This is a genomic window from Roseateles sp., from assembly GCF_047654805.1.
Lineage (GTDB): Bacteria > Pseudomonadota > Gammaproteobacteria > Burkholderiales > Burkholderiaceae_C > Pelomonas.
The window spans coordinates 183905-197749 of sequence record NZ_JASGIV010000001.1; the positions used below are offsets into that span (position 1 = coordinate 183905).

Consider the following 13845-nt stretch of genomic DNA (forward strand, 5'->3'; position numbering starts at 1 on the left):
CCTCATCCGGAAGACGATGAAACACCCCGCCCTGCTCCTTGCCGCCGCCGTCGCCTGCGCCTGCGGCACCGCCGTTGCCGCCCCCACCGTGACGCGCCTGACACCGCCTAGCGAGCTGTTCTCCAGCGGCCGCGCCGACCCCGTCATCGCCCGCTTCCTGCCCGGCCAGCGCTTTGACCTGCAGGCAACGATCAGGCCCGACGCGGGTCAGAAGATCACGGCCGCGCGCTTCCTCGTCGACGGCAAGCCGGTGGGCGCTGCCGTCGCGCTGCGCGACTGTTCGACGGGCTGTGTGAAGGGCGCCGCCGCCGAGACGGCCATCGCTACCGTGCGCGCGCTCAGCGCCAGCGCCGCGGGGAAGCACGAGTTCAGCGTCGAGGCGACGCAGGCAGACGGCCAGCGTGTCGTTGCCAAGGGGAACTTCGAGGTCGTGCCCTTCTCGGCAGCGATGGGCCCCAAGATCAAGAACATCATCATCCTGCTGGGTGACGGCATGGGCGCGGCGCAGCGCACCGCCGCCCGCATCGTGCATGGCTATGCCCAGGGCAAGGCCATCGAGCCGCTGGCCATGGACAGCTTCTCGGCCACTGCACTGGTCAAGACTTCATCGCTGAACTCAATCGTCACGGACTCCTCGCCAGGCATGACGGCCTATGTGAGCGGCAACAAGAACAACAACAACGAGGAGGGCGTGTTTCCCGACGATACGGTCGACCCGTTCGACAACCCACGCGTCGAATACCTGTCCGAATACCTGCACCGCACGCAGGGCAAACAGCTGGGCATCGTGACCACGGCCGACGTCTTCGACGCCACGCCGGCTGGCAACGCCGTGCACACCAGCAATCGCGGCGCCGGCACCGGCATCGTGGACCAGTTCTTCGACGACCGCGCCCACACGGGCTTGACGGTGCTGATGGGCGGCGGCCGCAAGTGGTTCCTGCCGGCGGGAACGCCCGGCTCGGCGCGCACCGAAACCAACGACTACGCGTTCTCCGCCATCGATCCGCATACGGCCGAGATCGTCAAACGCTGGGGCGTGTCCGCTGGCGGCCTGGACAAGGGGCGCGATCTCATCCAGGACTTCCAGTCTGCCGGATTCCAGTACGCTGCGACCAAGGCCGAACTGGACAAGGCCGATCCGGCCAGGCCGCTGCTGGGCCTGTTCGCGTTCTCCAACATGAATGTGGCGCTGGACAAGATCAACGGCCGCCGCGGCGCGGACAAGAACGGTCTCTCCGGTGCCAGCGTCGTGGAAGACTTCGGCCTGCCCGACCAGCCCATGCTGGACGAGATGGCAGCCCAGGCCATCAACGTGCTCAGGCGCTCGCCCAAGGGCTTCGTGCTGATGATCGAAGGCGCGTCCATCGACAAGCAAGCCCACAACATGGACACCGAGCGCTGGATGCTGGACACGCTGGAGTTCGATCGTGCCGTGCGCGTGGCGCAGGACTTCGCGGCCGAGCAAGGCGACACGCTGGTCATTGTCACGGCCGATCACGAGTGCTCCGGCGCCGCGCTGATCGGGGGCTCCATCGTGACGGATGCCAAGCTCGCCGAGCTGGCGGCCAAGAAGGGCGTGGCCAACCTGCGCAACAGCGTGGTGGGCGTCTACGAGAAGGCCGGCTTCCCGCACTACAGGCTGGCGCCTGACGGTTACCCCGAGACGACCGACATCGACTATCGCCTGCTGGTGGGCTACGGCGCCAACGCCGACCGCTACGAGGACTGGCGCACCAAGAAGACACCGCAACGTGACGGCCAGCAGCCGTTCGTCGGCGAGATGCCGCTGAAGTGGTATCCCGCCAACGCGGCAGAGCGAGATGACGCGCTGGGTGAGTACCAAGTGACCGGCCAGGTGCCCGGCGAGCAGGCTGTGCACACGGCTACTGATGTGCCGCTGTCGGCTTACGGCCCCGGCGCACTGGCCTTTACCGGCGTCATCGACAACACCGACGTGTTCTTCAAGCTCGCGCAAGCGGCGGTGAAGGGCGTCGTCGCGCCGGCCGACTCCAGCGGCGCCAAGAAGCCGCCCAAGCCCAGGCGTTGAGGGCCGGCCATGGCGGGGCAGGCTGACCTTAGTCATGGGTACGGCCGAGACGGGATACTGGCTCGGCTCAAACAGGAGACCGTACCCATGAAGACCTGGCTCATCGCCACCCTCGTTGCCGCCGCTGCCGTCGGCTCCCAGGCCCAGACGGCCGACCCGCTGAAGGCCGCCATCGCGGCCGACAACCGCCTGGTCGGCAATGTCGCGCGCGACGCCGCGCGCCACCCATACGAGACGCTGAGCTTCTTCGGCATCAAGCCCAACCACACGGTGGTTGAGCTGGCGCCGGGCGGCGGCTGGTACACCGAGATCCTGGCGCCCTATCTGCGCGAGACAGGCCAGCTTTATGCCGCAGACGGTGGCGGCGCACGCTTCAAGGCCAAGATGGAGTCCATGGGCATCTATGGCAAGGTCACCATCACCAGTTTCAACCCCGCCAAGGGCCAGTTCGATATCGCCCCTCCGGGCAGCGCCGACGCGGTGCTGACCTTCCGCAACGTGCACAACTGGATGAGCGCCGGTACGGCGCAAGCCGTGTTCGACGCGGCCTTCAAGGCGCTGAAGCCGGGCGGCGTGCTGGGCGTGGAGGAGCATCGCCTGCCGGCCTCGCGCACCCAAGATCCCAAGGCCGGCTCGGGCTATGTGCATGAGGCCGTTGTCATCAAGTTCGCCGAGAACGCCGGCTTCAAGCTGGCGGGCCGCAGCGAGGTCAATGCCAACGCCAGGGATACGGCCGAGCATCCCGAAGGCGTCTGGACGCTGCCGCCGACCTTCGCGCTCAAGGACAAGGACCGCGCGAAGTACCAAGCCATCGGCGAGAGCGATCGCATGACGCTGAAGTTCGTCAAGCCTTGACGACAGTGCGGGCAAAGCGGGCGGACATGATCCATGCCGTCATCGGCTATGGCCGTCTCGCGCGCGCGCTGGTGCCGGCGCTGCGCGCCGCGGGTGAGGTGGTCGTCGTTGGGCGGCGTTCGCCCGGCGCAGGCGAACTCCTGCCCGCGGATGCTGCTCGTGCGGCCGACTGGGTCTGGCTGACCGTACCTGACGACCGCATCGCGGCGACCGCCGCGGCATTGCCCTGGCGCGCGGGTCAGCTCGCGCTGCACTGCAGCGGCGCCACGTCGCTGGCTGCGCTGGCGCCGGCGCCGGAGGCGGCCGGTTTCCATCCGCTCAAACTGCTGGCCGGCGATGCGGGTCTTGCGGGCGTGCACGTCGGCATTGAAGCCGACGCTGCGTTCCGGCCCGCGCTGCAGGAGCTCGCCCAGGTGCTTGGCCTGGTACCGCTGGTGCTGCCTTCGCCCATGACGGAGCACGCGCGGGCGGCCTACCACGCGGCAGCCAACCTCGCCGCCAGTGGGGTGCTGGCAGTGCTGGCCGAGGCTCTGGCGCTGTGGGAAGCCGCCGGCCTGGCGCCTGCCGACGGCCTGCCGGCGCTGACGCCGCTGAGCCGTGGCGCGCTGGATACCGCGCTGGCTCGCGGCCTGGCCGGTGCCGTCTCCGGCCCCATTGCACGTGGCGATGCGGGCGTGCTGACGCGTCATCTGCAGGCATTGGCGACAGCGGGCCTGGACGCCGACCTGCTGCTCGCGTTGGCCCGGCGCCAGCTCGCGTTGGCCGAGGCTGCCGGCCGTCTGGACGCCGCCCAGAGCTGCGCGCTGCGGGCCAGCCTGGCGGGGCAATGAATGCGCTGGCGGCCGGCAGCGTGACAAAGGCCGCGATCGGCCCGGTTTGCGCCCCCAACGTTGCGGGGGTGGACTTCTAAACTTCCCAAATCCGTCGCTGGTGGCGGGAGCACCCAGGGAGTCCAGATGTCCGACGCATCCATTCAAGCCATGATCCGGGCCGACGCCGCCCAGATCCTGCACAGCGTCGTCGACGAGCTGCCCGATGCTCGCGAGCGACTAGCCTATGTGCGCAGCATGACGGAGCAGGCCGCCACCAAGGTGCTCAACCTCGTCGAGGCCGCCCAGGCGGACGCTGAGGCGGTGCGCAAGAAGGGCCGGGAGCTGTCGGACGCGTTGAATCGCCTGGCCCTGTCCACCAACATCAGCACCGACCGTGCCCGTGCGCTGATGAAGCTGTGCGCCGCCTATGCGGCCGATGCGGCCAGTTTCGCGTCGCGCGAGAAATCGCTGCATACCGAGATCATGATGTCGCAGGACTTCCAGGATCTCTCCGGCCAGGTGATCAACAAGGTCAGCAGGATGCTGGAGCGCGCCGAGCCGCCGCTCAATGACCTGATCGATTCCCTGCCGGCGCCCGTCGCTGCGCAAGACGCGTCTACCGAACTTCACGGCGTGCAGACGCCCGACAAGGCGCTCAAGCAGGACGACGTGGACGACCTGCTGGCCAGCCTCGGCTTCTGAGCCCTTGGGCTTTCAGGCCCAGGACGCCGGATCGAGGCGGTAGTAGCCGCTCAGTTCGGCGTACAGCGCTGGATGGCCGGCGGCCAGCTCGAGTGGCCGCTCGAAGAACAGCTCGCTGACCACTGCGAAGAACTCTGCCGGGTCGGTGGCTGCATAGGCATCGATGAGCCCCGGGCCCATCTCGTGCACCCGTGCCAGCCGCCACCTGAGCGCATCGAACTCGTTTTGCATCACCGTCGACCAGCGTCGGTAGGCCTCGGCGGTGGGGAGCGCAGGCGCGCCGTTGGCGGGGCCACCGGCCTGGTCCAACTGGTGGGCGAATTCGTGGATGACGACGTTGTGCCCGTCGCCGGGCGTGGCAGCTCCGCGCTTGACCTCGTCCCAGGCCAGCAGTACCTGCCCCTGGCTCCAGCTCTCGCCGGCCAGCACGCGGCGCTGGTCGGACAGCACGCCACCGGCTTCCGTCACCGGCCGGTCGACGACAAAGGCGCTGGGGTAGACCAGCACCTGGCGCAGCTCCGGGTAGATGCCGCGCGCCGCGCCCAGCAGTGGCAGGCAGGCCAGTGCCGCGATGGTCACGCGCACCTCGTCCGTCACGCGCAGGCCGCGGCAGCCGAGGATGGGTTTTTCGGCCAGGAAGACCTGCATCAGCCCCTTGAGTCGCAATTGCTGCCGGGCGGGCAGCCTCGCGACCAGCGGCACATGGCGGCGCAGCAGGCGGCGCCAGGCGGCCGGGAAGGGGCGGCTCGCGACGCGTTCGCGGCGACGTCTCACCCACAGGGGCCACAGCGCGATACCGGCGGCGGCCAGCAGGACGAGGCAGAAGCAGATGAGCAAGGGCATGGCAGGCCAACTGGGTGCGCGCGTCGGCTTTGCAAGTCCCGGGGTAGGCTGCGGGCATGCGTACTTCCCCACTTGCGGCCTGGCAGGTGCTGCTGGGCGGCATCTGCGCGCTGGTGCTGACGATAGGCCTGGCCCGCTTCGCGTACACGCCCTTGCTGCCGCAGATGCAGGCCCAGGCGGGCCTGGGCCTGGGTGATGGCGGGCTGCTGGCAGCCATCAACTACGCCGGCTACATGAGCGGCGCGCTGCTGGCGGCCTGGATCGAGAGCCCGGTCTGGCGCCAGCGTCTGTACAGCTGGGGACTGCCGCTGGCCCTGCCCGTCACGGCACTGATGGGCTGGAGCTCGTCCTTCGGCGCGTGGGCCGTGTCGCGCTACGTCGGCGGCCTGTGCGGCGCCGCCGGCATGCTGCTGGGATCGGGCCTGGTGCAGGGCTGGCTGATGCGCTCGGGGCGCCGGCCCGAGCTGGGCCTCTACTTCATCGGGCTGGGCCTGGGCATCGTCGTGTCGGCCCTGGGCGCGATGGGCATGACCAGGCTGGACCTGGGCTGGGCGGCGCAATGGCAGGGCTTTGCGCTGCTGGGCCTGGCCTTCCTGATCCCGGCCTGGCGCTGGCGCCCGCCGGTGCCACCGCCACCCGCCAGGGCAGCCGCCGGCCACAACCCGAGCCGGCGCTGGATGGGGCTGATGGTGGCGGCCTATTTCTGCGCCGGCTGGGGGTTTGTCATCAATGCGACCTTCACCGTCACCATCGTCGAGAAGCAACCGCTGCTGGCGGGGCAGGGGCCCTGGGCCTGGCTGCTGGTCGGCCTTGCGGCCACGCCGGCGGTGTTCGTGTGGGACCGTATCGCGCGACGCACGGGCGATGTCGGCGCGTTGATGATCGCCTTTGCGGCGCAGATCGTCGGCGTGCTGCTGCCGGTGCTGGCCGGGGGGCTGGTCGCCGCGCTGGCAGGCGCCCTGTTGTACGGCGCAACCTTCATCGGCATCGTCAGCCTGACGCTGGCGCTGGTCGGGCGCCGCTCGCCCGCCAACCCCGGCAAGGCGATGGCCCGGCTGACGCTGAGCTACGGCGTGGCCCAGATCAGCGCACCGGCACTGACCGGCCGCATGGTGGAGGCCAGCGGCCGCTTCGATGCGGCACTGTGGCTGACGGCCACGGTGCTGGCGCTGGGAATGCTGGCCCTGGCTGCGGTGCTGCGCGAGTCGCGCTGAGCCGGCTTACTTGCCGACGGGCGTTGGGGAGTGATGCCGGAGGTTGTCCCCAAAGGCGGCCGCGTCGGCGCGTTCGGTTTCCTTCTGCTGCACGGTGCGGCACTTCACCTTGGAGAACATCGAGCCCAGCTGCTCCTCGCGGTCGCAAACGACGTCCTTGTCCTTCGCGACGGCGACCTGCTCGTTGCCCGCAGGCGTCGAGGCGCAGCCAGCCAGTGCGGCGGCGAGGAGGAGGGACAGCCAGGTCGGGGGCAATGCTCGTTTCATGTCGGAAGGCAATCGGGTTGAGGCGCCGGAGAATACTGCGAGCCCGACCATTTACCGCCATTGAAATGAGACAGCTGCTGGTGATCTTCACCTTCCTTGGCCTGACGCAGGCCACCGTGCAGGCCCAGCCTGCGGCGCGACCGTTCGACGCCGAGACCGCGAACAGCCTGCAGCGCCTCGTCGAACCGGAGATCTCGCCCGACGGACGCTGGGTGGTCTATGGCCTGCGCGTGGCGGATCCGGCCAGGGACAAGTACCAGACCGACCTGTGGCTCGCGCCAACGGCGGCCGGCGGCGCGCCGCGTCGGCTGACCTTCACCGGCGACTTCGGCGGCAAGCCGCGCTGGGTAGGCGCCGAGGGGGCAGCCATCGCCTTCCTGGCCGCGCGCGGCAGCGACGACGAGAAGAAGAAAGGCGCGCAGCTCTGGCGCCTGTCGCTGGCTGGCGGCGAGGCCGAGCAACTGACCGAGCTCAAGGGCGGTGTCGAGGACTATGCGGTCGCACCCGATGGCAGCCGTGCGGTGCTTGTCGTTCAGGAGGAGGCCCCGGACCCCGAGAAGCTCGCCGGCTGGCGGCGCAAGACGCCGCTGCCCATCGTCATCGACGGCTTCCACTTCAAGCAGGATCGCGAGGGCTATCTCGACGGCCGACGCAAGCATCTGCAACTGCTGGACCTGGCCAGCCGCAGGCTCGACGTGCTGACCCAGGGCGAGTTCGACGAGGTCGCGCCGGCCTGGAGTCCGGACGGACGCCTGCTGGCCTTCCTCAGCAGGCGGTCTCCGGAGCGGGACCGTACCGAGGCGACAGGCCTTTTCGTCATGCCCGTCGAGGCTGGTGCGTCGGCGCGAGGCCTGGCGACGCTGACGACGGACAGCGATGCCCGCCCTGCATGGAGTCCCGATGGCCGTTTCATCGCGCTGCCGACCGGGGACGAAGTGAAATGGAGCGCCTACCAGCAATGGCGCCCTGGCGTCTTTGAAGTGGGTGGCGGTGCGGCACAGGTGCTGGGCGCGGACCTGGATCGCGGCTGGCAGCCGCAACTGGCGTGGGCGGCGGACGGCAAGGCCCTGATCGGTGTCGTCGACGAAGACCGCCAGAGCCGGCTGACGCGCATCGGGGTGGCGGACGGACAGGTGCAGCGGCTCAGCGGACCGGGCACCGCTGGGCAGGCCAGCGTGGCACGTGACGGCAGCGTTGCCTTTCTGGCGGGCGGCTGGCAGCAGCCCGCCGAGCTGCATGTGCTGGACGCCGCCGGGCCCCGCGCGGTAACGGCCCACCACGAGGGCTGGCGCCGTGACGTGGCCCTGTCCCGCCTGCGCGAGTTCGCGACGGCGAGCGCCGATAGCACCGACGTGCACGGCCTGCTGGCGCTGCCACCCGAGGCCGTGCTGCCGCTGCCGACGGTGCTGCTCATTCACGGCGGCCCGAACAGCCAGGACGCGCAGGAGCTGTCCACCCGCAGCTCGCTGCGGGAGCGCCTGGTGGCGGCCGGATATGCGGTGCTGCTCGTCAACTACCGTGGCAGCAGCGGGCGTGGCAAGGCCTTCCAGCGCGCGATCTTCGCGGACTGGGGGCGGCTGGAAGTTCAGGACCTGCATGCCGCGGTGGACTGGGCGGTGAAGCAGGGCATTGCCGATCCGTCGCGCCTGGGCGTGGGCGGCTGGAGCTATGGCGGCATCCTGACCGATGCACTCATCGCCGCCGACACCCGCTTCAAGGCTGCTGTCAGCGGCGCCGGCAGCGGCAACCAGCTCAGCATGTTCGGTACCGACCAGTACGCCGTGCAGTACGAGCGCGAGATGGGCTTGCCTTGGGCGCAGCGCGAGCGCTGGCTCAAGGTGTCCGCCCCCTTCTTCAAGGCTGAGCGCATCAGGACGCCGACGCTTTTCCTCGGCGGCGAGAAGGACTTCAACGTGCCGATCTCGGGCAGCGAGCAGATGTACCTCGCGCTGAAGACACTGGGCGTGCCGACCCAACTGGTCATCTATCCGGGGCAGTTCCATGGCCTGTCGCTGCCCAGCTACCAGCGTGACTGGGAGACGCGCTTCATTGCCTGGATGGACCACTACCTGAAGCCGCAGACACAGTCCGCCACGAAGTAACTCTGTGTGAGCCCGTCATCCGGTTGGCATGGCTGAGGGTTAGAGGCATGCGGCCGCGCTTTCAGCGGCCTGGAGTTGCCTCATGAAACGACTGGCCCTGGCTCTCACGCTGATCGCTTCCGCGGCCCTGCTGTCGGGCTGCGTGGTGGTGCCTGCGCATCGCGCGGGCTATTACGGCGGCGGCTATGCCGATGGTGGCGAGATCGTCGTCGATGCACCGCCCCCGGCACCCTATGCCGAGGTCGTCCCCGTCGCGCCTTACCCGGGCGCGGTGTGGATCGGCGGCTACTGGGGTTGGCGCAGCGGGCGCCATCAATGGGTGCCGGGCTATTACGAGCGCCCCCATCCCGGCTATCGCTATGAGCCGAACCGCTGGGAGAACCGGGGCGGACGCTGGCATCTGCGCATCGGCGGCTGGTTCCGCCTGTGATCAGACGCGCTCGATGACGGTGGCGATGCCCATGCCGGCGCCCACGCACAGGGTCACGGCGCCGGTCTGGAGGTCGCGCCGCTCCAGCTCGTCAAGCAGGGTGCCCAGCAGCATCGCGCCGGTCGCCCCCAGCGGGTGCCCAAGGGCGATGGCGCCACCGTTGACGTTGACGCGATCCATGTCGAGGCCAAGGTCGCGTGCCGTCTTCAGGGGTACGGCAGCGAAGGCCTCGTTGATCTCCCACAGGTCGATGTCGCCAGGTTTCATGCCGGCCTGCTCCAGCGCTTTGAGGCATGCCGGTGTCGTTCCCGTGAGCATGATCGTAGGCTCGCTACCCGTCACTGCAGCGGCGCGGATTCGGGCGCGGGGCTGGAGCCCCGCCGCCTCGCCGCCGGTCCTGGAACCCACCAGCACCAGGGCAGCGCCATCGACGATGCCCGAGGAGTTGCCCGCGTGGTGGCGGTGCTCTATGGCGGGCACCTGCGGATACTTCCGCAGTGCCAGCGCATCGAGCGTCGCGCCCAGCTTGACGAAGCTCGGATTCAGCCCGGCCAGGGTTTCGGGCGTCGTTTGCGGACGTATCGTCTCGTCCTCGGCCAACAGCAGCGTACCGGCTCCATCGTGCACCGGCACGACGGATCGACCGAAATAGCCGGCCGCGCTCGCGTTGGCGGCGCGCTGGTGCGAACGCGCGGCATAGGCATCCAGCGCCTCGCGCGAGAAACCCTCCAGCGTGGCGATCAGGTCGGCACTGATGCCCTGGGGCACGAAGCCGACGGCCTCGACGACACGTCCGTCCAGCAGCCAGGCGCCGCCGTCGCTGCCCATGGGCACGCGACTCATGCTTTCCACGCCACCGGCCACGACCAGCCGCTCGAAGCCGCTAGCCACCTTGGCCGCGGCGAGGTTGACGCTCTCCAGCCCGGAGGCGCAGAAGCGCGATTGCGTGATGCCCGCGACCGACTCGGCCCAGCCGGCATCCAGCACGGCAATGCGGGCGATGTCGCCTCCTTGCTCGGCGATGGGCGTCACACAGCCGAGCACGACGTCATCGACGAGACGCGTGTCCAGCCGGTTGCGCTCGCGAAGCGCCTGCAGCAGCGTGCGCACCAGCCAGATCGGTGTGGCCGCGTGCAGCGATCCCTCGGGCTTGCCCTTGCCGCGCGGCGTGCGGCAGTGGTCGTAGAGGTAGGCGTCAAAGCTCATGCGATGCCTACCGCCTTCTCCAGCGTCGCGATCTCGTCCTCGACGTAGGTGGCCAGCCGGCCCAGGTTGGGCAGGGCGTCGGTGGCGATCAGGCCGACGTAGAGCGTACCCGCGTAGCTGAACAGCGTGATGTTGAGCAGATGGGTAGCCGGCAGCGTCGAGACCGGGTGCATTTCCAGCAGCGGTGCACCTTTCAGGTACAGGCGCTCGGCCGGCCCCGGGACGTTGGATACCAGCGTGTTGCCCATGGGCGTGACGACGTCGGCCAGCTTGAGCATGCCGGCGATCTGGCCCAGCAGGCCCGTGAGGATGGTGTAGGTCTCGACCGCCTCAGGTGCGACGGCGTCGATCATGGCGCGCACGTTGCGCAGCGAGTAGCCGACGTTGCGCAGCCGCACATAGGCGTCGTCGGTCGGCGGTGACAGGTCGACGAGGATGATGCCGATCTTGTTGCCGCCACCCTTCTCGCCTTCGCGGCGCAGGTTGACGGGCATCTGGATAGTGATCGGCCGGTCCAGCGCTATGCCTTCGTCCGCCAGGTAGCGGTGCATGGCACCGTCAAGGCACGTGAGCGCAACGTGGTTGAGGGTGGCACGCGACAGCTTGCGGATGGCGTCGATGCGGGCCATGGGCACGGCCGCCGTTGCGAACTGGCGGCCGGGCGTGGCGTTGCCGGTGAAGGGCGTGTCGCCGCTGGCCATGAAGGGCAGAGCGATGGCGTTCTTGGTCAGCTTCACGGCCTCCAGCGCCAGCATGGCCGTGAGCCGCCCGATGCCAACGGCACGCTTGCTGTTGGCGGTCAGCTGCTTCCAGACCGTGCCGGCGACGGCCTGATCCAGGCGCTTCCTGCGGCCGTGGTCCTCACGACGAGTATGGGCAAGGGTCCAGACCGGCGTGACAGCCAGGTCGTCCGGCGCCATGCGCAGCGATTCCACGCCCCAGCGCGTCATCGTGATGCCGTCGGCCACTGCGTGGTGCATCTTGTAGTAGATCGCGAACTGCCGATCCCAGAGGCCGGCGATGACGTGTACTTCCCACAGCGGTCGACTGCGGTCCAGCACCGGCTCGTGCAATCGGGCCACCAGCGCGTAGAGGGCCTCGCGGTCATTGGCCGCGCGTTCGAGCTTGTGGAGGAAGACGTGCTGCTTCAGGTCCACGCCCTCGGCCGTGCTCCAGCTCGGCATCAGTGCCGGCGACACGAAGTTGATGACCTGGTCGAAGGGCGGCTGCACGTCGGTGTGGCGCAGGAACTCCTCGTAGAGCTGTCGGGCGAAAACCGCCTTGCCACCCTTGGGGATCTGGTGGATGTGCAGCCCCGCCACGTGCTTGGGGCTGGCCTCGCTCTCGGCGATGAAGAAGGCCAGGTCGAGCAGGGAGAGGCGGGTCATGGCATCCAGCATAGGCGGGTGCCCGGGACGGTCAAACCAGGGGAATCACGCGTCGCCGCTGCTCGCCTTGCGCCTGCCGCTGCGACGTTCCTTGTCTGCCGTCCGGTCGGCCTCGGCCTTCTCCGCCTTGCGAGCCTCCTCGGCGGCGGCGGCCTGGCGCCAGGCCGCCATCTCCTGTGGCGTCTCCAGCGTGATGCGGCCCAGCAGCCCCTGGCGATAGTCGATCAGCAGCGCCTCGGCGGCCTTGTGCATCTGTACGCCGCCGCCGCGCACCTTGGCGCCGCGCTTGATGCCGATGGCCTCAAGCACGGCCTCGTCCGCGCCAAGTTCCGTCAGGCCGAAGCGCTCCTGCAGCCGTTCGGGGTAGCGTCGCTTGAGCACGGCGATCAGCTCCAGCGCCACCTCCTCCTCGTCGAAGGCATTGCGGCCGATGGCGCCGCTGGCCGCGAGGTGGTAGCCACTTTGCTCGATGGCGATGCGCGGCCACAGCATGCCGGGCGTGTCGAACAGATAGAAGCCGTTCTCCAGCACGATCTTCTGCTCGGTCTTGGTGATGCCGGGCTCGTCGCCGGTCTTGGCCGCGCGCTTGCCGACCAGCGTGTTGATCAGCGTGCTCTTTCCCACGTTGGGAATGCCACAGATCAACACTCGCAGCGGCTTGTGCAGGTCGCCGCGCAGCGGCGCCAGTTCGCGACAGGCCTTGACCAGCGCGCGGGCGGGCGACTTGTCGCTGGCGTCCAGCGCGATGGCGCGGGTGTGCGGCTGGGCGTTGTAAAAAGCCAACCAGTCGGCCGTGATGTCGGGATCGGCAAGGTCCTGCTTGTTCAGCACCTTGAGCGACGGGCGGCCAGTGGTCAGCGCGGCCAGCAGCGGGTTGCTGCTGGAGCCGGGCAGTCGTGCGTCGAGCAGCTCGATGACCACGTCCAGCCCCGCCTTCACGCGATCCTTGATCGCCTGACGGGTGGAGTTCATGTGGCCGGGGAACCAGTTGATGGGCATGCGCTGACGAGCTTGGGGGCTTGCAAAGAGCGCATTGTCGGGCTTACATCCCGTTGCTGCGGCCCATGCCATCTATCTCAAGAATTCAGGGTGTCGTCGAGGTGAACATGAGATTTGAAGGAGTGCTGAGCGCCTGGGACCCGAATACTGGTCATGGCGCCATTCGGCCGTCTGGCGGCGGCGAAGAGGTCTTTGTTGGCCTGGCGGCCTTCCCTACGGATGGGGAGGGCGCGCGGCTGGACGAGCGGCTCAGCTTTGAAATTGTGACGGGTCGTGACGGCCGCAAGCAGGCTGTCCAACTGCGCCGCTTGTCGCGTGGCCACGTCAGTCCGACGGCGATGCGAGAGGCGACGGGCGGGGCGCGCTTTCGCGCCCGCCAGGCGCAAAGAAAACGGCGCCTCGGCCTGGTGGCCGGAGGCGCCGTCGTGACGGTGATGCTGGTGCTGGGCGGCGTGCGCTGGTGGCACCCGGCGGTGACTCACGATGTGCCGCCCGCGATGAGGCGGTAGAGGCAGCCCAGCCCCGTCCCTGGCCGTATGCCAGCTACGGCGTAGCGCCGGCGAGAACGCCGCGCAGGCGTCGTTCTCGGACCAGCTCCAGCCTGCGCCTTGCCTGGCGCCGGGTCTTCACAGGGCATGGAGCAGGCCGCCGGGCCTTGTTCAGTCCTCGTTCTTGAAGACGAGCTTGACTTCGTGGGTGGCCTTCTCGCCCGGCTCGAACTTCCATTCCATCAGCGCCGACTTGACCGCGCGGTCGAAGATGCGCTTCGGCTCAGCCTCGAGGATTTCGACGTCGCTGACCTTGCCGTCGGCCTCAATGACCATCTTGGCCTTGACGACGCCGGTGGAGATGCCCTTCTTGGCGGCCTCGGCAGGGAAGTCGGGCGGCACCTTCTTGACGATCTTGGGGGTGGCCTGGGCGGCCAGGGCCAGCATCAGGCTGGCGGCAAGGACGGTGGCGGAACGCAGGAGTGACAT

General features: G+C 68.9%; 14 protein-coding genes. 8 read left to right on the forward strand and 6 right to left on the reverse strand.

The genetic code is table 11. The features are described from left to right. Positions 1-16 precede the first annotated feature (16 nt). The 4 genes from QM732_RS00850 to QM732_RS00865 all read left to right on the forward strand — a co-directional run bounded on the left by QM732_RS00850 (position 17) and on the right by QM732_RS00865 (position 4419). On the forward strand, positions 17-2050 hold the full coding sequence (locus QM732_RS00850) for an alkaline phosphatase (RefSeq protein ID WP_415654323.1): 2034 nt from the start codon (positions 17-19) through the stop codon (positions 2048-2050). Positions 2051-2137: 87 nt separating this feature from the next. After that, entirely contained in the window at positions 2138-2905 is a 768-nt protein-coding gene (locus tag QM732_RS00855) for a class I SAM-dependent methyltransferase (RefSeq protein WP_415654324.1), read from the forward strand. A gap of 26 nt (positions 2906-2931) precedes the next feature. After that, positions 2932-3735, forward strand: coding sequence for a DUF2520 domain-containing protein (locus QM732_RS00860; RefSeq protein ID WP_415654325.1), 804 nt, complete (start codon positions 2932-2934; stop codon positions 3733-3735). Between the two features lie 126 nt (positions 3736-3861). Continuing rightward, positions 3862-4419, forward strand: a complete 558-nt coding sequence (locus QM732_RS00865; protein ID WP_415654326.1) for a protein phosphatase CheZ — start codon at positions 3862-3864, stop codon at positions 4417-4419. 12 nt (positions 4420-4431) lie between these two features. Here the strand turns inward: QM732_RS00865 and QM732_RS00870 are convergent, their stop codons facing one another. Continuing rightward, the gene (locus QM732_RS00870) at positions 4432-5262 is read right to left on the reverse strand and encodes a zinc-dependent peptidase (protein WP_415654327.1); all 831 of its coding nucleotides are present in this window, start codon (positions 5260-5262) and stop codon (positions 4432-4434) included. 56 nt (positions 5263-5318) lie between these two features. Between QM732_RS00870 and QM732_RS00875 the strand changes: the two genes are divergently transcribed. Beyond that, a complete protein-coding gene (locus tag QM732_RS00875; protein WP_415654328.1) occupies positions 5319-6476 on the forward strand; it encodes a YbfB/YjiJ family MFS transporter in 1158 nt (385 codons plus the stop codon). A 6-nt stretch (positions 6477-6482) separates the two neighbouring features. On the opposite strand, the gene QM732_RS00880 is transcribed toward QM732_RS00875, so the two are convergent. Beyond that, positions 6483-6743, reverse strand: a complete 261-nt coding sequence (locus QM732_RS00880; RefSeq protein ID WP_415654329.1) for a hypothetical protein — start codon at positions 6741-6743, stop codon at positions 6483-6485. Between the two features lie 65 nt (positions 6744-6808). On the opposite strand from QM732_RS00880, the gene QM732_RS00885 reads away from it, so the two are divergent. Continuing rightward, positions 6809-8845, forward strand: coding sequence for a S9 family peptidase (locus tag QM732_RS00885; protein ID WP_415654330.1), 2037 nt, complete (start codon positions 6809-6811; stop codon positions 8843-8845). An 82-nt stretch (positions 8846-8927) separates the two neighbouring features. Beyond that, the gene (locus QM732_RS00890) at positions 8928-9275 is read left to right on the forward strand and encodes a hypothetical protein (RefSeq protein WP_415654331.1); all 348 of its coding nucleotides are present in this window, start codon (positions 8928-8930) and stop codon (positions 9273-9275) included. Here the strand turns inward: QM732_RS00890 and QM732_RS00895 are convergent, their stop codons facing one another. Genes QM732_RS00895 through ylqF form a run of 3 tightly spaced genes read right to left on the reverse strand, consistent with a single transcriptional unit; the run spans position 9276 to position 12868 of the window. Next, entirely contained in the window at positions 9276-10481 is a 1206-nt protein-coding gene (locus tag QM732_RS00895) for an acetyl-CoA C-acetyltransferase (protein ID WP_415654332.1), read from the reverse strand. Then, entirely contained in the window at positions 10478-11869 is a 1392-nt protein-coding gene (locus QM732_RS00900; protein ID WP_415654333.1) for a wax ester/triacylglycerol synthase domain-containing protein, read from the reverse strand. The genes QM732_RS00895 and QM732_RS00900 overlap by 4 nt, the downstream gene beginning before the upstream one ends. A gap of 45 nt (positions 11870-11914) precedes the next feature. Next, a complete protein-coding gene (gene ylqF / locus QM732_RS00905) occupies positions 11915-12868 on the reverse strand; it encodes a ribosome biogenesis GTPase YlqF (RefSeq protein ID WP_415654334.1) in 954 nt (317 codons plus the stop codon). A 107-nt stretch (positions 12869-12975) separates the two neighbouring features. Here ylqF and QM732_RS00910 point away from each other — a divergent pair, with 107 nt between their 5' ends. Beyond that, positions 12976-13377: a hypothetical protein gene (locus QM732_RS00910; protein ID WP_415654335.1), complete on the forward strand. Its 402-nt coding sequence runs from the start codon at positions 12976-12978 to the stop codon at positions 13375-13377. 150 nt (positions 13378-13527) lie between these two features. On the opposite strand, the gene QM732_RS00915 is transcribed toward QM732_RS00910, so the two are convergent. Then, entirely contained in the window at positions 13528-13845 is a 318-nt protein-coding gene (locus QM732_RS00915) for an energy transducer TonB (RefSeq protein WP_415654336.1), read from the reverse strand.

Coding starts and splice junctions, on each gene's coding strand:
- QM732_RS00850 (WP_415654323.1), top strand. CDS start 17: ATGAAACACCCCGCCCTGCTCCTTGCCGCCGCCGTCGCCTGCGCCTGC.
- QM732_RS00855 (WP_415654324.1), top strand. CDS start 2,138: ATGAAGACCTGGCTCATCGCCACCCTCGTTGCCGCCGCTGCCGTCGGC.
- QM732_RS00860 (WP_415654325.1), top strand. CDS start 2,932: ATGATCCATGCCGTCATCGGCTATGGCCGTCTCGCGCGCGCGCTGGTG.
- QM732_RS00865 (WP_415654326.1), top strand. CDS start 3,862: ATGTCCGACGCATCCATTCAAGCCATGATCCGGGCCGACGCCGCCCAG.
- QM732_RS00870 (WP_415654327.1), bottom strand. CDS start 5,262: ATGCCCTTGCTCATCTGCTTCTGCCTCGTCCTGCTGGCCGCCGCCGGT.
- QM732_RS00875 (WP_415654328.1), top strand. CDS start 5,319: ATGCGTACTTCCCCACTTGCGGCCTGGCAGGTGCTGCTGGGCGGCATC.
- QM732_RS00880 (WP_415654329.1), bottom strand. CDS start 6,743: ATGAAACGAGCATTGCCCCCGACCTGGCTGTCCCTCCTCCTCGCCGCC.
- QM732_RS00885 (WP_415654330.1), top strand. CDS start 6,809: ATGAGACAGCTGCTGGTGATCTTCACCTTCCTTGGCCTGACGCAGGCC.
- QM732_RS00890 (WP_415654331.1), top strand. CDS start 8,928: ATGAAACGACTGGCCCTGGCTCTCACGCTGATCGCTTCCGCGGCCCTG.
- QM732_RS00895 (WP_415654332.1), bottom strand. CDS start 10,481: ATGAGCTTTGACGCCTACCTCTACGACCACTGCCGCACGCCGCGCGGC.
- QM732_RS00900 (WP_415654333.1), bottom strand. CDS start 11,869: ATGACCCGCCTCTCCCTGCTCGACCTGGCCTTCTTCATCGCCGAGAGC.
- ylqF (WP_415654334.1), bottom strand. CDS start 12,868: ATGCCCATCAACTGGTTCCCCGGCCACATGAACTCCACCCGTCAGGCG.
- QM732_RS00910 (WP_415654335.1), top strand. CDS start 12,976: ATGAGATTTGAAGGAGTGCTGAGCGCCTGGGACCCGAATACTGGTCAT.
- QM732_RS00915 (WP_415654336.1), bottom strand. CDS start 13,845: ATGTCACTCCTGCGTTCCGCCACCGTCCTTGCCGCCAGCCTGATGCTG.